This is a genomic window from Paenibacillus athensensis (genome assembly GCF_004514475.2).
Classification (GTDB): Bacteria; Bacillota; Bacilli; order Paenibacillales; family NBRC-103111; genus Paenibacillus_AL; species Paenibacillus_AL athensensis.
The window spans coordinates 261132-276054 of record NZ_MYFO02000003.1 but is presented as its reverse complement, the minus strand read 5'-3'; the positions used below and the strand labels follow the sequence as shown (position 1 = coordinate 276054).

Annotated in this window: 18 protein-coding genes and 1 riboswitch; of the genes, 5 read left to right on the top strand and 13 right to left on the bottom strand. The window is 58.1% G+C overall.

The annotated features are described in order from the left end of the window. Positions 1-62: 62 nt before the first annotated feature. Positions 63-257, bottom strand: a riboswitch (cobalamin riboswitch). Between the two features lie 499 nt (positions 258-756). Next, on the bottom strand, positions 757-948 hold the full coding sequence (locus tag B5M42_RS07715; protein WP_134752652.1) for a hypothetical protein: 192 nt from the start codon (positions 946-948) through the stop codon (positions 757-759). Positions 949-1244: 296 nt separating this feature from the next. Here B5M42_RS07715 and B5M42_RS07710 point away from each other — a divergent pair, with 296 nt between their 5' ends. Together B5M42_RS07710 and B5M42_RS07705 are read left to right on the top strand one after the other, a co-directional pair. Beyond that, positions 1245-2366 carry an HD-GYP domain-containing protein gene (locus tag B5M42_RS07710; RefSeq protein ID WP_134752650.1) on the top strand — a complete coding sequence of 374 codons (1122 nt, stop codon included), beginning with the start codon at positions 1245-1247 and terminating at the stop codon, positions 2364-2366. Between the two features lie 27 nt (positions 2367-2393). Then, positions 2394-3077 (top strand): Crp/Fnr family transcriptional regulator, encoded by a 684-nt coding sequence (locus B5M42_RS07705; RefSeq protein ID WP_134752648.1) that lies wholly within the window; start codon positions 2394-2396, stop codon positions 3075-3077. On the opposite strand, the gene mutY is transcribed toward B5M42_RS07705, so the two are convergent. After that, positions 3074-4225: an A/G-specific adenine glycosylase gene (gene mutY, locus B5M42_RS07700; protein WP_134752646.1), complete on the bottom strand. Its 1152-nt coding sequence runs from the start codon at positions 4223-4225 to the stop codon at positions 3074-3076. The two genes, B5M42_RS07705 and mutY, sit on opposite strands and share 4 nt — an antisense overlap. Positions 4226-4322: 97 nt before the next feature. Here mutY and B5M42_RS07695 point away from each other — a divergent pair, with 97 nt between their 5' ends. Continuing rightward, a complete protein-coding gene (locus B5M42_RS07695; RefSeq protein ID WP_134752644.1) occupies positions 4323-4892 on the top strand; it encodes a hypothetical protein in 570 nt (189 codons plus the stop codon). A gap of 150 nt (positions 4893-5042) precedes the next feature. Further along, on the top strand, positions 5043-5495 hold the full coding sequence (locus B5M42_RS07690; protein ID WP_167689883.1) for a c-type cytochrome: 453 nt from the start codon (positions 5043-5045) through the stop codon (positions 5493-5495). A gap of 264 nt (positions 5496-5759) precedes the next feature. Here the strand turns inward: B5M42_RS07690 and acpS are convergent, their stop codons facing one another. Further along, positions 5760-6146: a holo-ACP synthase gene (gene acpS, locus B5M42_RS07685; RefSeq protein WP_134752641.1), complete on the bottom strand. Its 387-nt coding sequence runs from the start codon at positions 6144-6146 to the stop codon at positions 5760-5762. Positions 6147-6257: 111 nt separating this feature from the next. Between acpS and bioA the strand changes: the two genes are divergently transcribed. After that, positions 6258-7619, top strand: a complete 1362-nt coding sequence (gene bioA, locus B5M42_RS07680) for an adenosylmethionine--8-amino-7-oxononanoate transaminase (RefSeq protein ID WP_134752639.1) — start codon at positions 6258-6260, stop codon at positions 7617-7619. Between the two features lie 125 nt (positions 7620-7744). On the opposite strand, the gene B5M42_RS07675 is transcribed toward bioA, so the two are convergent. From B5M42_RS07675 to B5M42_RS07635, 10 genes are all read right to left on the bottom strand, one after another. Then, complete coding sequence (locus tag B5M42_RS07675; RefSeq protein ID WP_134752637.1) at positions 7745-8584, bottom strand: hypothetical protein; 840 nt, start codon at positions 8582-8584, stop codon at positions 7745-7747. 484 nt (positions 8585-9068) lie between these two features. Beyond that, on the bottom strand, positions 9069-9878 hold the full coding sequence (gene nadE / locus B5M42_RS07670) for an ammonia-dependent NAD(+) synthetase (RefSeq protein ID WP_134752635.1): 810 nt from the start codon (positions 9876-9878) through the stop codon (positions 9069-9071). 190 nt (positions 9879-10068) lie between these two features. After that, positions 10069-10506: a BrxA/BrxB family bacilliredoxin gene (locus tag B5M42_RS07665; protein WP_134752633.1), complete on the bottom strand. Its 438-nt coding sequence runs from the start codon at positions 10504-10506 to the stop codon at positions 10069-10071. 108 nt (positions 10507-10614) lie between these two features. Further along, on the bottom strand, positions 10615-11088 hold the full coding sequence (locus B5M42_RS07660) for a DUF3905 domain-containing protein (protein WP_134752631.1): 474 nt from the start codon (positions 11086-11088) through the stop codon (positions 10615-10617). A 19-nt stretch (positions 11089-11107) separates the two neighbouring features. Further along, positions 11108-11239: a hypothetical protein gene (locus tag B5M42_RS25280; RefSeq protein WP_268999110.1), complete on the bottom strand. Its 132-nt coding sequence runs from the start codon at positions 11237-11239 to the stop codon at positions 11108-11110. A 144-nt stretch (positions 11240-11383) separates the two neighbouring features. Continuing rightward, entirely contained in the window at positions 11384-12328 is a 945-nt protein-coding gene (locus B5M42_RS07655; RefSeq protein WP_134752629.1) for a polysaccharide deacetylase family protein, read from the bottom strand. 234 nt (positions 12329-12562) lie between these two features. Then, positions 12563-13246, bottom strand: a complete 684-nt coding sequence (locus B5M42_RS07650; protein WP_134752627.1) for a PspA/IM30 family protein — start codon at positions 13244-13246, stop codon at positions 12563-12565. A 3-nt stretch (positions 13247-13249) separates the two neighbouring features. Beyond that, positions 13250-13699 (bottom strand): PspC domain-containing protein, encoded by a 450-nt coding sequence (locus B5M42_RS07645; protein WP_134752625.1) that lies wholly within the window; start codon positions 13697-13699, stop codon positions 13250-13252. Between the two features lie 7 nt (positions 13700-13706). Further along, on the bottom strand, positions 13707-14363 hold the full coding sequence (locus B5M42_RS07640) for a PspA/IM30 family protein (RefSeq protein ID WP_134752623.1): 657 nt from the start codon (positions 14361-14363) through the stop codon (positions 13707-13709). A 37-nt stretch (positions 14364-14400) separates the two neighbouring features. Continuing rightward, entirely contained in the window at positions 14401-14700 is a 300-nt protein-coding gene (locus tag B5M42_RS07635) for a LiaF transmembrane domain-containing protein (RefSeq protein ID WP_134752621.1), read from the bottom strand. Between the last annotated feature and the right edge of the window lie 223 nt (positions 14701-14923).

The following is a 14923-nucleotide window of genomic DNA, read 5'->3' as shown; positions in this document are numbered from 1 at the left end:
GCTTGTTGCGTAGCGCAGCAAAGGACGAGTCGGACTCCCGCTTATGCTCCGTAAGCGCGATATCGCGTCGTTGCGGCAGGGCAGGTATCTGGCTCGGCCGTTCGCGATTCCGATAGCCGTTCGCCGACAAGTCGGCGGCTGATGTCGAAAGCGGATCGGCCTTACAGTGGCGGGACCGCGCCGGTTTACGCACCGGACTTCCCTTTTAAACTGCGCAGCCTATCTAGCGGCGCAATACCCTGGCAAACTATATGTAGTTAAGCTCTTTTAATAATAATCTATATATTGTGTTTGTCAAGGGACTACTCTACCATCCCGGCCTACCAAACGGCGACTTCCCTTGCGGCTCTAAGAGAGTCGCGGTTTTACTATTTTTTCAACATCCGCTGTTCTGAAATTGTCAAAATTTTGTCTTGAATGCAGCTAAAAATTCGTGTATGGCTCCTGCTGTGGAACGGCGCTCAAGGGGGAATCCCCCTTCCCGACAGGTCGAAAAGACGCCGGTGCAGCGCTCTGTCTGCACGCCAAAAAGGCAAGCGCCTATGTCGTGGGCACTTGCCTTGCTCCTTCATCCAGTGGAAGCCGTCGCTTGTAAGGGCCGCAGCTTGCAGCTACGCCGCCGGCCGTCTATGTCAAATAAGGCGCAATGATGCGAATAATCGTCCCCTTGCCTTTTTTGGAAGCAATGCGCAGCCCGTACGGCTCGCCGGCTTGAATGAGAAATCGGTGGTGTACGTTGTTCAAAGTGCATGAGGTTCATTGGCCCGGCCTCGTTTCGGCTGCCGGATTGTCGACCAAGCGATCGTTAGCTGTGTGCATCAATTCGGCTTGCGTGGCTGCGTGAGCTTCGCGTCCCGGCATCGTCCACAAAAGGCTCGTGATCGAGACGATCATGGCCAACACGAGAGTTAACGACAGGCGCTTTCTCATCTTGCCGTGTGTCCGCATCTGATAACCTCCTTGTTTGTAACGATCCATAAGCAAAGGCTTTGCGTTGCTGCTGTTAGTCTGGCTGCCGCCATCCCACGGTTCCAAGGACAAGCGGAACTGTCATTTTTTTCACGCAAACGGTTCCTGTAAGATTTAGTCCCGTTTTGTTACCTAGCTCACAGAAAAAAAACAGCTTTTGTGGGATAATCGTAAATACGAGACCTATACGTTATTTCCTACCCTACTATTTCAAGGGACTTAATACTTATTTATACAAATGGTAAATTTGCACGGAAAGGCAGGGACCATCGGCTATGAGAATTATTCCAACCGCTATATGCCAACCGGGAATGCGACTAGGCAAAGCCATCTTCACCGAAGAAGGTCAGGTGCTGGTTGGCTACCGCGTAGAACTGACGGCCGGCATGCTGCGCAAGCTCAGCCAGTTGGGCATTGATTATCTATATATTGAGGATCCCCGCACAGAGGACATCCACATTGAAGATCCGATTCACGAGGAAACCCGCAGACTGCTTCGCGGCTCGCTGGGCCGGGTGTTTGAGAAATTCGGCGCAACGTCCGGCTTGTCGGGCATGCAGCGCAGCTCGTCCAACTCTATGGGCAAGCTGTTTCTTGAAGGCATGTCGCGCGTCATCGACGATTTGCAGCAGCATCGACACGAAGCCGTCATGCTGACTACGCTTAACATGGTGCCTGCGGCCAATCTGGAGCAGCATTTTTGCCAGAATGCGCTGAATGTGTGCGTCTATGCGACCAGACTGGCGATCATGCAAGGCACCTATTCCCGCGACGAGTTGATGACCATCGGTCTCGGCGCTCTGCTGCACGATGTGGGCAGCGTGCAAATTCCCGCTCAATTGCTGCAAAAAAATGCCAAGCTGACCCCCAACGAATTTGCCGAAATTCAAAAACACGCCGAATACGGCTTTATGATGCTCAAGGATGAAATCGGCATCCCCCTGCTTTCTGCGCAATGCGCGCTGCAGCACCACGAGCGGATGGATGGCAGCGGCTACCCGTTCCGGCTCAAGGGCGATCAGATTCACCCCTACGCCCGCTGGGTTGGCTTGTTCGACTCCTACGACGCCATGATTCACTCGCGTACCTACCGTCAGGCCTTGGCTCCTCACACCGCTTTGGAAGTGCTTTACGCCAACGCCGGAAAACTGTACGATATAGATATGGTCAAGCTGTTCCGCAATAACGTCGCGATTTACCCGCTAGGCCTCAGCGTTTCGCTAAGCACAGGGGAGAAAGGCATCGTGTCCAGATTGAACAACCACAGCATGCAGCGTCCGATTGTCCGCGTCCTCCGCGACGCCGGCGGGCTAGAGCTGAAGGAGCCTTATGAAATCGACCTCTCGCGCACGCTAAACATCATGGTTGAGGAAATCGGGGAACAGTTGGTCGTTTGATTATGACCGAAAAGAGATGAGTGCCCGTTGAAAACCATCGTTCAGCTTCTTCAAAACGTTCCGATCTTTCAAGTTCTTCCTGAAGAAGATTTGTTTGCCATTGCCCCGCTGTTTACCGAAAAGAAAGTCAAGAAAAACAGCATTTTGTTTCTGGAAGGCGACCCGGGCGAAGAGTTTTATTTGATCAAGTCCGGTGTAGTCAAAATTTACCGTCTCGACGATGCCAAAGAAATCATTTTGGCCTTGTTTCGCGAAGGTGATTTTTTCGGTGAAATGTCGCTGATCCATGAGGGGTTAACCCGCTCCGCAACCGCGGAAACTATGGAAATGTGCGTGTTGTACTCCTTGAAACGCTCCTCTTTCGTCCAATACATGGAAAAAAGCCCCAAGCTGTGCTTGAAGCTTCTGGAATCCACCATGCAGCGTCTGCGCAAAGCGAACGAGCAAATTTACGATTTGACCTTTCTCGGCGTGCGCTCGCGGATTCTGAAATCGATTATTCGTTTGTCCGAGCAATACGGCGTCCCATCGAAAAACGGTCTGCTGATCGACGTCAAGCTGACCCATCAACAACTGGCCAACATCGTCGGCACCGTGCGCGAATCCGTGACCAAGGTGCTGCAGGAGCTGCAGGACGAAGGCTCTATCGTCATCGATAAAAAGAAGATCACCCTGATCGACACCGACGCGATCAAAAAAGAAATCCGTTAGTTCCCCGGAGAGCCCGTCTCCCGCTCTTCCTGCACTTCCTGCCAAGCCTTCATGATGCGCACGAATACGTTAGGAAACGCATAGCTCTCCAACTCCTCCGGCCCGACCCAGCGGTACCGGAACGGAATCCATTCCCCAGCCCCCCGCGGATGGGCCGCTTCATCGCCCAAACGGCAGCGAAACACCTTCATATTCCATTGAATGTGACTGAACGTATGCTCCGTATCCATGAACCATTTCCCAAGCGTGACCCGCACATTGTCTTCCGTTAAAAGCGCTTCGCACAAGGCTGCGGCGCTGTTCTCGTCCGTGCCCCAGACCGGCTCCGGCCATGCGGCATGCGGCAGCTCCCACATGCGAGCCAGCAAGCCCTCCTGCGGACGCTGACGAATCAGCCATTTGCCCGCATGCTCGCCGACGCCTTCGATCAGCGCCACGACGCGCAGCTCGGGACGGGGCGGCTTGGCTTTCTTTTTGACCGGCAGCTTGTCCTCCATCCCTTGTTCGCGGCCGGCGCAACCGAGGCGGACCGGGCAGGTCAAGCAATACGGCGAACGCGGCGTGCAGACCATTGCGCCCAGCTCCATCAGCGCCTGATTGAAATCGCCGGCAGCCCCCTCGGGAATCAGCTCCTGCGCCAGCCGTTCCATCTTCACGCGGGTCGCCGGCTTCATAATGTCCTCTTCGATCACAAAATACCGCGACAGCACCCGCATCACATTGCCGTCTACCGCAGGCTCCGGCTTGTTGTAGGCAATGCTGAGGATCGCGCCTGACGTATACGGGCCAACGCCCTTGAGCGAGGAAATCTCCGCCTTGTCGCTGGGAACGACGCCGCCGTACCGCTCGTGGACCTCGCGGACCGCGCTTTGCAGATTGCGCGCGCGCGAGTAGTAGCCTAAGCCCTCCCAGGCTTTCAGCACCTCCTCCTCCGGCGCTTCCGCCAGCGCCTCTACAGTCGGAAACAGCTCCGTGAAGCGATGGAAGTACGGAATGACCGTATCTACTCTCGTTTGCTGGAGCATCACCTCGGACACCCAGATATGGTAAGGGTTTTTGCTCCGGCGCCAAGGCAAATCCCGCTTGTTGGCGCGATACCAGTCCAATAAATGTATGGAAAAATAATGCTTTTGCTCTTCCGCGTTCATCTCGCTCTCCTTCTCTCCAGGCAAGGTTACAGGTATAATGAAAAAGATATGTGTTCATTATACGAGAATTCGGCAACCTGCGACTAGAGGTGAATCTATGAAGGAAGCCTATGCGAAGCGACGGCTGAGCTGGCTGGGCGGTCAGCGGAGACAGACGTATTGGCTGCTGCTGTACCTATGGGGCGCACAATGGGTGCTGGCGGCGGCCAGCGAAGCGCTGCCCGCCGGACGAACGGCCGGGCTGATCAAGCTACTGAGCCTGCTGGCTGCTGCAGCTGGGAGCGCTGCCCTGCTGTGGCGGGCCTGGCAGCGACTGGGCGAAGGGGACGGAAAGACTGCAAGCGCATGGACAGGCCGCTCGTTGGCGCTGATCTGGCCGTGGGTTGTGCTGCCGATGCTGGTGCTGATGCTGCAAAACACAGGCGTGCTGTCCCTGCTCTACAGCCCGCTGCTGGGCGCTTGCGGCTTGGCTGCGGCCTACATCGTATTCGGCCGGCTGCTCGGCTCGCAGCTCGTCTGGCTGGGCCTGTGGCTGCTCGCGCTGACGGCGATTGTCGGCATCTGGTATCTGGGCTATGCGGGAGCCGTGCTGGAGGGCATGAGCGGCTTCAGCCTGCTTGCATGCGGCTGGCTGCTGCGCGTATGGGGCAAAGCAGCTGCCGGATAGCCGGGTAAGCCCAACAAGCCATCCGGTACTGGCAGCAAAGCTTGCCGAGGAGCCGGGAATGGACATGGTGCCGGGGCTTGCATCGCCTGTGCCTCAGCGCCCGCACCGATGTACGGACGAACAGATGATGAATCAAGGAGGAGCTTATTGATGTTGGAAACACAACGCGATCCTGCGCATAGACACAACGAATCTGGACGCAGCCGTGCGGCCGTCTACGCATCTCGCCGACGGCTGCGCGCCGCCGTTGCGCTGAGCGGCGTCCTGCTGCTGGCCGCGGGACTGACTGGCTGCGCCGGCGGCGGAACGGGCGTAGCGCCGACAGCGTCGCCTTCTGCCGCCGTGCCAGCCAGCGAAGGCGGCGACGCCGGCGCGAAGGCGCAGGAGCTTTTTACCGCCAACAAATGCATCAGCTGTCACGGCGTCGATTTGGCCGGCCGGGTCGGCCCGTCGACCAATTTGCAGAAAATCGGCGCAACCCAAACCAAGGAGCAAATCGCCGAACAAATCCGCAACGGCGGCGGCGGGATGCCGGCTTACAAAAGCAAGCTGTCCGAAGATGAAGTGAACCAACTGGCCGATTGGCTGAGCTCGAAAAAATAAGCCCGCCGTCTTGAAGCAAGACGCGGGCCAGCGACCGCCCTCTGCGCTGCCAAGCAGCGAGAGCGGTTGCCTGTGAAGCTGCCTGCGGGCAGCTTTTTTTGCATGGAGGGGTGAGCCGTTGCCGTGCTGTGTTAGAACAAGCCCCGCTTCCGGGCTGACGATGGGCTCGCCGCTGATCTGATGCTGTCGTACAGCCGTCGCGCGCAGTGCGGATTCCCTGACTCCAACCGCCGGTCGCTCCCGGCCCGCCTGCCCTTGTCCGGTTCACAGCTGCTCGACAATGGCGTAAGCAGCAGCCATCGTTTCTGAATGGGTAATGCTGATATGGATGCGAGCCTCTGCGGCCAATCCCGTCCGTTCACGCGCGCCGTCCGACAGCCGGCACTCCGGCTTGCCGAGCGCATCCGGCAGGATCTCCATATCCTGAAAGCCGACCTGCTTGCCGATGCCGCAGCCGATCGCCTTGACGATCGCTTCCTTGGCGGCAAAACGTCCGGCGGCAAACTCGGCCAACCGCCCTTTGCGGGCCGCAGCCAGCTCCCGCTCCGCAGGCGTCAGCACGCGCTGCAAAAAGCGTTCCCCGGTCGAATGCTCCACAATGGCCTGCATTCTGGCGATCTCTACAAGATCGGTGCCGATTCCTACGATCATCCTCGTTTGTCCCTCCACTTTTTTCCGGTACGGTTTTGCAGTACAATGTACATGATTCTTGACGAATGGTCAAGCGGTTCCACGCGAATGAATGACCGGGAGGAGAACGGCATGAACGATTTGGAAGCAAGAGCGCTGCTGGACAAGGACCGGCAGTATGTATGGCACCCTTTTACGCAAATGAAGGATTACGCGGAGCGCGATCATGTGCTGGTGGACAAGGCGGAGGGCGTCTTTTTGTACGATGCGGCCGGCAACCGCTATTACGATACGGTTTCATCCTGGTGGGTCAATTTGCACGGGCATGGGCATCCGCGGCTGCGTCAGGCGGTCGCCCGGCAGATGGAGCGCGTCGATCACGTGATGTTCAGCGGCTTTACGCACCAGCCGGGCATTGAGCTGGCCGAGAAGCTAGTCCAGCTGACGCCTGCGGGGCTGGACAAGGTGTTCTATTCCGACAATGGCTCCACAGCCGTCGAGGTGGCGCTGAAGCTGTCGTTCCAATATTGGCATCAAAGCGGCGCGCCGGCCAAAACACGCTTCGCGTTCGTGTCCGGCGGCTACCACGGCGATACGATCGGCGCCGTGAGCGTCGGGGGCGTGGACGAGTATCACTCGTTGTTCCGCCCCCTCATGTTCGCCGCGCACGCCGTGCCGTCGCCGGACGTGCGCGCGTTTACCGGCTTCGGTGCGGACGCCGAAGCCGCCATGCTGTCTCACTGCGTCAGCGCGGTGAGACAGCTGTTCGAATCATCGGCTCACGAGCTCGCTGCGCTCATTGTGGAGCCGATGATTCAAGCGGCGGGCGGGATGGTCATGTATCCCGCCGCGTACTTGCAAGAATTGCGGGCGCTATGCACGCAATTCGGGGTACACCTGATCGCCGACGAGGTGGCGGTCGGGTTCGGCCGGACAGGCCGGATGTTCGGCTGCGAGCACGCGGGGATCGCGCCGGACTTCATGTGCCTGTCCAAAGGCCTCACCGCCGGCATGCTGCCGCTGTCAGCGACGCTGTGCACGAAGGCGGTCTATGACGCCTTCTACGACGATTATGCCACGCAGAAAATGTTCACGCATGGCCACAGCTTTACCGGCAACCCGATCGCCGCTGCGGTTGCCCTGGAATCGCTCGCCATCTTCGAGGACGAGCGGGTCATGGACCGTGTCGCAGCCGCCAGCGGCCATCTGCGCGACACGGTGCAACGCCTCGCCGCATATGACGGCGTGGCGCATATCCGCAGCCTCGGCATGGTGGCTGCGTTCGATTTGCTCCGCAGCCGCAAGGACGGGCTGCGGTTCGATCCCGCCGAGCGGATCGGCTTCCGCGCCTACAAGGAAGGGCTGCGGGAAGGACTGGTGCTCCGCCCGCTCGGCGATACGCTGTATTTCTGGCTGCCGCTCATTACGACTCCCGAGCAAATCGACGATATCGTCGACCGCACAGAACGCGTGCTGCAGCGACTTTACGCGTAGCTTGACCGGCTTGTGCAGCGCAGGCAAGCTACGATAGATCACCAGGCTCTCATCCCTGGCGGCGGGAACGCTGTCCAGCGACAGAAAAGGCATTCATTCCCAAGAATGAATGCCTTTTTGCCCTCTTATGTCGTCCACTGGTCGTTGATGATGCCCACCAAATACCATTTGCCGCCCTTCGGCTCAAAAACGAGGCGCAGGCTGCTCCAGCCCAGTTCATTCCCGTCGGCACCCCGACTGAAATTGTATTCGACAAAAGCAGCCGTCGGGTAGGCGGCGCGCAAATTATTCGTCGTGCTTCCGGTATGCACAAACGTGTTGTACGCCATCTGCTCCGGATGCGCATAATCCCGGCCGTAAACGAAGCCGTTCAGATACTGGCTGAACGTCATTTTGATCGGCTCGCCGGAGCCGTCATACGCGCCCCAAACGTACTCCTTGCTGCTGTCCATCAGCTTGTCGAGCTTGCTTGGCTTAAAAACCAGATCGCTTTTCACATCAACAAACGCATAAGGAGAAAAGCGCACGCCCCGATCCGGATGCACCAGCGGCTTTAATGCCTGCATGTTTTTCTCCCGCAGCGCGTTCACCACGGTCGCTGCCGGCTCAGCCAGCGCCTTTTCCGCCTCCTGCGCCGTTAGCTGGCTGCCGTCCGGCTCGGCCGACTCCTCGCTGTGCAGCGCCGACTGCGCATTCCGTTCCGGCCCCGCAGCGGCCCGCTCACGCTCCCCACGCTCGTCTGCGCCATGCTGCCCCGCCGGCCGCGCGCGTTCCGCAAGGCCCGTCGCCCCTCCAGCACCCGCTCGGCTTGCTCCGGCTCCTGCCTGCTCCGTCCGCGCGACCGCTGCTGCGTTCTGTCCGCTTGCAGCCAGCTCCGCGTTGCGCGGCTCATCTTGGAGGACAACCGGCAACGGAGCGAGTGCAGCCAATAGCGCAGCCGTCCAAATGATCGGCTGAATGTTCACTCGAACACCCTCTCGTCGTCAAAATGTGTGCCACACCAGTAATATTTCCCGCCCCTTCGCAATTATGTAAGCCACCGCCGATAAACGTCGCGGATTGTCTGTCCGGTCTGTCCGGTCTGTCCGGTCTGTCCGCTCTGCCCGGTCTGTCCGCTCTGCCCGGTCTGCCTTATGCGCCCTGCCAACCCTGTCCATCCTGTCCGCTCTGCCCGCCGTCCTCTCCCGCCTCTCCCGCCTCTCCCGCCTGTCCGGTCTGTCCGCCTTCCCGGTCTGCGTCCAGTCTGTTCTGCCCCCATTTGCCTGCAGCCGTCCACCTAGTTGCCCTTACCCTCTCCATAACATCCAACGCATCGCCCGCGTCGCCAATCCCATTTGCACTCGACACGCTTTATGCCGCCGGGGCGTCCTGGCGGCTGCCAACGCTATCCCCTTCTCACCGAACGCCAAAAAAGCCGAGCCCTTGGGCCTCGGCCTGCCGCCCCACCGCTTAAATACCGGGAATCGGCGCGCGCTTGTGCTCGGTTTTCAAATATTGCTTTTCCAGCTTGTCCTGAGCGACCGGATCAATCTTTTTGCCTTCCAGATAAGCGCTGTTGTCGTCATAGGTAATGCCCAGCTCGGCTTCGTCCGTTTGCCCGTCCCACAGGCCGGCCGTCGGCGCCTTGTCCAAAATGCTTTGCGGTACGCCCAGCTTGGCGGCCAGCGCCCGTACCTGACGCTTGTTCAGCGTGCTGAGCGGTGTAATGTCGACAGCCCCGTCGCCGTATTTGGTAAAAAATCCGGTAATCGCCTCAGACGCATGATCGGTGCCAACGACGATCAGCCCCAGCTCAAACGCCAGCGCATACTGCATGACCATCCGCGTTCTCGCCTTGATGTTGCCTTTACCGCCGCGGCTGACATGCTGGTGAACGCCAATCGATTTCAGCCCGTATTCAACCTCCAGCGCAATTTCGTCCACAGCCTCCTGCACGTTCGTTTCCACCTGATAGTTGAGCGCAAACGCCTTCGCCACCGCATAGCTGTCTGCAATGTCCGCCTGCTCGCCGTATGGCTGAAACACGCCTACAGTCTTGTACTCGCGCCCCGTCTCCGCGCTCAGCTCGTCGGTCGCCTGCTTGCACAGCCCGGTCGCCACCGCGCTGTCAATGCCGCCGCTAATGGCAATCAGCAAGCCTTTGGCTCCTGCGCTGCGGACGTATTCCTTCAAAAAATCCACCCGTTTGCGGATTTCCTCCTCCACATCAATCTCGGGCTTTACCCCGAGTCTGGCGATAATCTCCTGCTGCAAGCTCATTAGCTCCACTCCACTCTTGTTCTTAGGTTCCGAACGCAGCCCTGCGTTCCCGATACCTTCAGTATAGCGCCGCCCGCGGCGAATTCAAAGATTTCGGGCAAAAAAGCCCCGCCGGACAAGCAAAAACCCACCCGGCAGCAAGTGCATGAGTGGGTCCCGCTTGATGCTATAAACGCTTGCGGCAGCAAGCTTATTGACAATAGTTGTTGAACGCGCCCATCAAATCGCCCGCGATCATCTCCGCCGAACGGTCTTCAATCTGGTGACGCTGGATGAAATGCACCAGCTCGCCGTTTTTGAACAGGGCAATCGATGGCGAAGACGGCGGGTACGGCGCCAAATATTCCCGCGCTTTGGCCGTAGCTTCTTTCTCCTGACCGGCAAACACCGTGTACAAGTACGTTGGACGCACCTCGTTTTGCAGCGCCTTCGCTACGCCTGGCCGGCATTGTCCTGCCGCACAGCCGCACACCGAGTTGACGACAAGCAGCATCGTGCCGTCTTTGGAGCCTTCAATCGCTGCGTCGACTTCATCCGGCGTCAGCAGCTCGTTAATGCCCAGACGCGTCAGTTCCTCACGCATCGGCTTCACCATATCCTTCATATATGCATCAAAAGACATCGCCATTCTACTTTCACTCCTTGGACTATTTTATATAACCAAAAGTATCTTTAGTCATATTATACATCCGTGAGCAATGAAAGCAAAGCGCCAATCGGCCAAACCGGGATTCTGTTACTGCCGATTGGTCCCGTCCGCTTCTTCCGGCGTTGTTTGCGCATCGTAAGCCGCATTTTTGTCGGGGTGCATGAAAATGCCGCCCTGCGGCGCTATGCCGCGTTCAAACAAATCGCGATTGGCGTCTGTCTGAAAGCCGACGTCCTTGAACGGATGCACCCACTCGTCGCCGGCCATCACGCTCGGGTCGGTGTCTGCGCTCCAGTTCTCCAGCGGCGAATTCGCCGACTCGTAGTCGTGATCGCCGATGACAACGCCGTGCCGGTTCACAAACGGCTCGCGCGGCCCGCGGCCTTGCTCAAACTGCGGCAAAAACTCGATTTCGAACGGATCGAGACTGGAGGCTTGCGCAGCGCCCGCGGTCTGCTCCGCCGCTACATCGTCTGACGCGCTGCCGGGCTTGCCGCCAGAGACACCGCCTTTACCGGCCTGCTGCAGCGGCTTCTTTTGAGAATCGCGCTTTTCGCTCATCGCCTGCTCCTCCTTGCGCTTATTCAGCCGGACGGTTCGGACCGTCCAGCTTTTTGTCGACGACGCCTTCGCCTGCGGACGAAGCTTTGTTGGTCCAATTGCGGTTTTCCTGCTCCTGCTTCGCTTGCGTTTTGGAATCCTTGTTGGTCATGTCCATCAACTCCCTTCGGGTTGTATTATGTGTAGCGGTCCTGTATCGCATACCGATGCGGCACTTGGCAAGATGCCGACTGCTGCCGGGCGCCCGACGCTCACCGAAAATTCGCTCACTCCAAACAGGCTGTGCAGACGTGATTTACGGCTCCAGAAACCGATAGGCAAAAGAGGAGGACGTCAGCTTGTCAAAACGGAAGCCCCGCTGCTTCAACTCGCGAATCACAACCGGCAGCGCCTCCAGCGTCGTCGTCTTGAACGTATTATCGTGCATCAGCACAATAATGCTGCGTTTGCCGCGGCTTGCACCCAGCACCGATTGAATGATCAGCTCGCGGTCCTGCACCGGAGCGGCGGCATCGGTAGAGCTAACATTCCAGTCAAAATACGTATAACCGCTTGCCGTCATCTCACGCGCCAGCGTCTTCATAATCCCCGGGCCGCCCGATTTGCGGCTGAGATGATTATTGGAACCGCCCGGAAAACGAAAAATATCGGGCCGCACGCCCACAGTTTCTTCAAGCAGCCGGTCAAGCCGAGCGACATCGCGCTTGAACGCCTCTGCCGATTTGTAAATGCTGCGATAATCGTGACTGTAAGTGTGATTGCCCAGCGCATGCCCCTCCGCGTTAATCCGCCGATACAGCGCCCGCGCTTCCGCCGTTTCCGAACCTACAACAAAAAAAGTTGCTTTGACCTCATGCTGCTTTAAAATATCAAGAATTTTCCGCGTGCTGCCGGACGGCCCGTCATCGAACGTCAAATACGCGGTTCGCGGACCTTGGGGCTGAGCCCGTTCCTCCGGCTCCACAGGCACGGGCGAGACCGCTGCAGCCGGGGATGGTGACGGCGACGGCGCTAGGGGCTGAGGCGGGGACGGCACTGGGGGCCAAAATGACGGCACCATTAACCGACCGTCCTGTCCGCCTGCCGCTCCCCGTGTCTTCGCCATCCCAGCGCCCTGCTGGCCGTCCGCCTTCCCCGCAAGCGCGCCGTCGCCGCTTGCGCCCCCGCAGCCGGCCAGCAGGCAGCCGGCTGCGACAACCAGCGCAGCCAGCCGCTGGCTGCGCCTGATCCTCATGTCCATGTTCACCGTCACCTCCTCAACGTAGTGGTAGACTTATTATGGACATGTCGCCTCCATCTGCCTGCACCGGGCATGCTGGCAGATTTATGAAGCGCGCTTTCGCCACCGGACGACAATTTCCCGGGAAATGTGTCGTTATTCCCGCCGTTTCGCGCGCCCATGCAAAAGCCCCCGAACTCCACTACGTGGGATTCGGGGGCTCGCGGCCCAACGGGCCTTATCTTGCGACGTTGCTTAAACGTCCGCTTTGGTCAGCTTGTTTTTCAGCAAATCGAGCTGTTCGTCGATTTTCGCTTGCTTTGCAGCGTCTACAGGTACGTAGCTGCTGACAGAAGCCGTCGATACGAAAGGCTGGCGGGCGATTTCCGCTTCAACTTCCATTTGGATGATTTTCTCTTCCATCCGGTGGAAGCCGCGAGCTGCGTTACCGCTTTCGATCACGCCGTTATACGTCACTTGGGCCATTTGTTTTTTCGCTTTGGCCAGTTGAGCGCGGGATACAAGCTCGTTGCGCTTGTTGCGCATTTTGTAGAACTCATCCTTCATCGCATGCAGCTGTTGAGTCAGCTCCTCGGCTTGCGCTTTGGAAGCCGTGTGCAAATCGGTGTATTCAACGATTTTGTCTTCGTGGTACAGCTTTTCTTCCAGCGCTTGACGAGCTGCGCCTTCCTGGCCGTTTTTCAAGGCCACAGCCGCTTTAGCTTCGCGGTCAGCCGACAGGCGAACCGACTCTTCCAGACGTTGCTTGAGCTTGCGCTCGTTGGCGATCTGGCGGGCTACCGTCACTTCCGCTTGGGCAATTTCCTGCTCCATTTCACGCAGGTATTGGTTCAGCATCACGATCGGATCTTCAATTTTGTCCAGAACCTCATGCAGCGATGCGACCGTCATATCCTTCATTCTCGAAAATACTCCCATGATTTACACGTCTCCTTTGGATTTATCGTTGTTATTTTCATAATGCGCAACTTTTTTGCGCAGCTCTTCGATTTCGCGCTGCAACGCTTTTTTCTCGATATCCTTCATCATTTCATCGATATGGCTACCTTTGTTCGCTTCATAAGCACCGGCGTAAGGGTCCGGACGAGCCGGGCCGCTTTGTGGTCTTGGCGGCGGATTCCAGCCTCCGCCGTTATACGGCGGGCGACCATAGGGGCCGGCATAAGGATCGTAAGGGGGTTCGAAGCCCGGCTCCTTGGGAATCACAATCGCAGCAAGCACATAGATGAAAATGACCGTTCCCCCGGAGAAAAGCGTGGTGATGACGAGCAGCAATCGCAGCAAGGTGGCGTCGACGTTCAGCGTTTCGGCCAAGCCGCCGCAAAGACCTGTAATCTTCTTGTCTCTTCTCGAGCGGTACAGTTTGCTCATGGTTACGTTATCCCTCCTGATTCAGTCTGTTGCGGAGCGCTTCCAGCTCCGCGTCGACAGCCGGATTGCCGGCATAATAGCCGTCGCGGCTCATGCGGCGCACATCTCGTAATGATTTGGCGTGCAGTTCCATATCGGACACGCGCTCTTCGAGGCGTCCGAAGGCCCGCGGCGCCACGTCAGGACCGAAGCCGCCGAGCCGGGCGTGCAGCCGTTGCTGCAATCTTGCGGATTCCATTCGCGCCAGGTAATAGCTGCGTTTATCGGCAACTTCCTTGTAATCGGCTTTCAGCTGCTGCAATTCCTCGTCCAGCTCCAGAATCGACTGCTTCGCCTGCTCATACAGCTCGCGGTATTGCTCGCTTTTCTCCTCAGCCTGCAGCTTCTCCTGAAGGACGATGCGTGCCATCTGCTCTTCGCCGGCCTTCAAGGCCAGCAGCGCTTGCTGCTCACGCTTCTCCTTCGTCTCCAACGCCGACAGAAACTGCTGCCGGAGCGAAGCGGCGTGGGTGACGCATTGCTGATGCAGCCGTTCGGACTGGACCAACTGCTCGCGCTGTGCGGCCAAGTACTGGTCGATCAACCGCACCGGGTCCTCCGACCGCTCCAAATGCTCGTTCAGCGTCGCTACCGTAATATCTCTCATCCGCTTAATCAAGCTCATTCCCATTCCACCTTTTCCCTTCTCTTAATCGCCCGGCTTACGCCTGCGGGCTTTTCTTCAGCATCGATACGCCGTATGCGATCAATCCGATCGCCAGTACGATAATCAGCCATCCGGCCAGCTTGCCCATCAGAATGATCACGCCCAATCCGGCTACGATCCAGCCGATCTTGCTGCCGTTCTTGATGCCGACATAGCCGAGCGCCACCATTGCAATCGGAATCAGATAGCCCATGATCGAGCCGACAATCGGTCCGAGATGAAAGCCGAATTTGCTCAGGATGATCAAAGCGCCGAATACGATTAAAGCCGCTGCCAAACCAGTGTTTCTTTTCATCTTTGTCACCGCCTTTCGCTGTGCGTGTTGTTCGCTTGCTTATGTCTTTATTCTAGGGAAAAAAACCGTTGTTCAAAACGGACCCGCGACGGTATTTGAACCTAGACCTTGGTCGGGGTGGGTGTCCGACCTGGGGACAAGCCGGCAAGGAAACGACGGCAAGCGGCGGCGGCTTATCTGCCCCGGCATGACAAAAAGCGCCCGCAAGCCCTAAGGCTTGGAG

What these genes read in the sequence shown, in the direction of transcription:
- bioA (WP_134752639.1), top strand. Translation starts at nt 6,258, where the DNA reads ATGAACGATTTGGAAGCAAGAGCGCTGCTGGACAAGGACCGGCAGTAT.
- B5M42_RS07660 (WP_134752631.1), bottom strand. Translation starts at nt 11,088, where the DNA reads ATGAGCGAAAAGCGCGATTCTCAAAAGAAGCCGCTGCAGCAGGCCGGT.
- B5M42_RS07690 (WP_167689883.1), top strand. Translation starts at nt 5,043, where the DNA reads ATGTTGGAAACACAACGCGATCCTGCGCATAGACACAACGAATCTGGA.
- B5M42_RS07655 (WP_134752629.1), bottom strand. Translation starts at nt 12,328, where the DNA reads ATGGACATGAGGATCAGGCGCAGCCAGCGGCTGGCTGCGCTGGTTGTC.
- acpS (WP_134752641.1), bottom strand. Translation starts at nt 6,146, where the DNA reads ATGATCGTAGGAATCGGCACCGATCTTGTAGAGATCGCCAGAATGCAG.
- B5M42_RS07650 (WP_134752627.1), bottom strand. Translation starts at nt 13,246, where the DNA reads ATGGGAGTATTTTCGAGAATGAAGGATATGACGGTCGCATCGCTGCAT.
- B5M42_RS25280 (WP_268999110.1), bottom strand. Translation starts at nt 11,239, where the DNA reads ATGACCAACAAGGATTCCAAAACGCAAGCGAAGCAGGAGCAGGAAAAC.
- B5M42_RS07715 (WP_134752652.1), bottom strand. Translation starts at nt 948, where the DNA reads ATGCGGACACACGGCAAGATGAGAAAGCGCCTGTCGTTAACTCTCGTG.
- B5M42_RS07645 (WP_134752625.1), bottom strand. Translation starts at nt 13,699, where the DNA reads ATGAGCAAACTGTACCGCTCGAGAAGAGACAAGAAGATTACAGGTCTT.
- B5M42_RS07695 (WP_134752644.1), top strand. Translation starts at nt 4,323, where the DNA reads ATGAAGGAAGCCTATGCGAAGCGACGGCTGAGCTGGCTGGGCGGTCAG.
- B5M42_RS07665 (WP_134752633.1), bottom strand. Translation starts at nt 10,506, where the DNA reads ATGGCGATGTCTTTTGATGCATATATGAAGGATATGGTGAAGCCGATG.
- mutY (WP_134752646.1), bottom strand. Translation starts at nt 4,225, where the DNA reads ATGAACGCGGAAGAGCAAAAGCATTATTTTTCCATACATTTATTGGAC.
- B5M42_RS07635 (WP_134752621.1), bottom strand. Translation starts at nt 14,700, where the DNA reads ATGAAAAGAAACACTGGTTTGGCAGCGGCTTTAATCGTATTCGGCGCT.
- nadE (WP_134752635.1), bottom strand. Translation starts at nt 9,878, where the DNA reads ATGAGCTTGCAGCAGGAGATTATCGCCAGACTCGGGGTAAAGCCCGAG.
- B5M42_RS07640 (WP_134752623.1), bottom strand. Translation starts at nt 14,363, where the DNA reads ATGAGCTTGATTAAGCGGATGAGAGATATTACGGTAGCGACGCTGAAC.
- B5M42_RS07710 (WP_134752650.1), top strand. Translation starts at nt 1,245, where the DNA reads ATGAGAATTATTCCAACCGCTATATGCCAACCGGGAATGCGACTAGGC.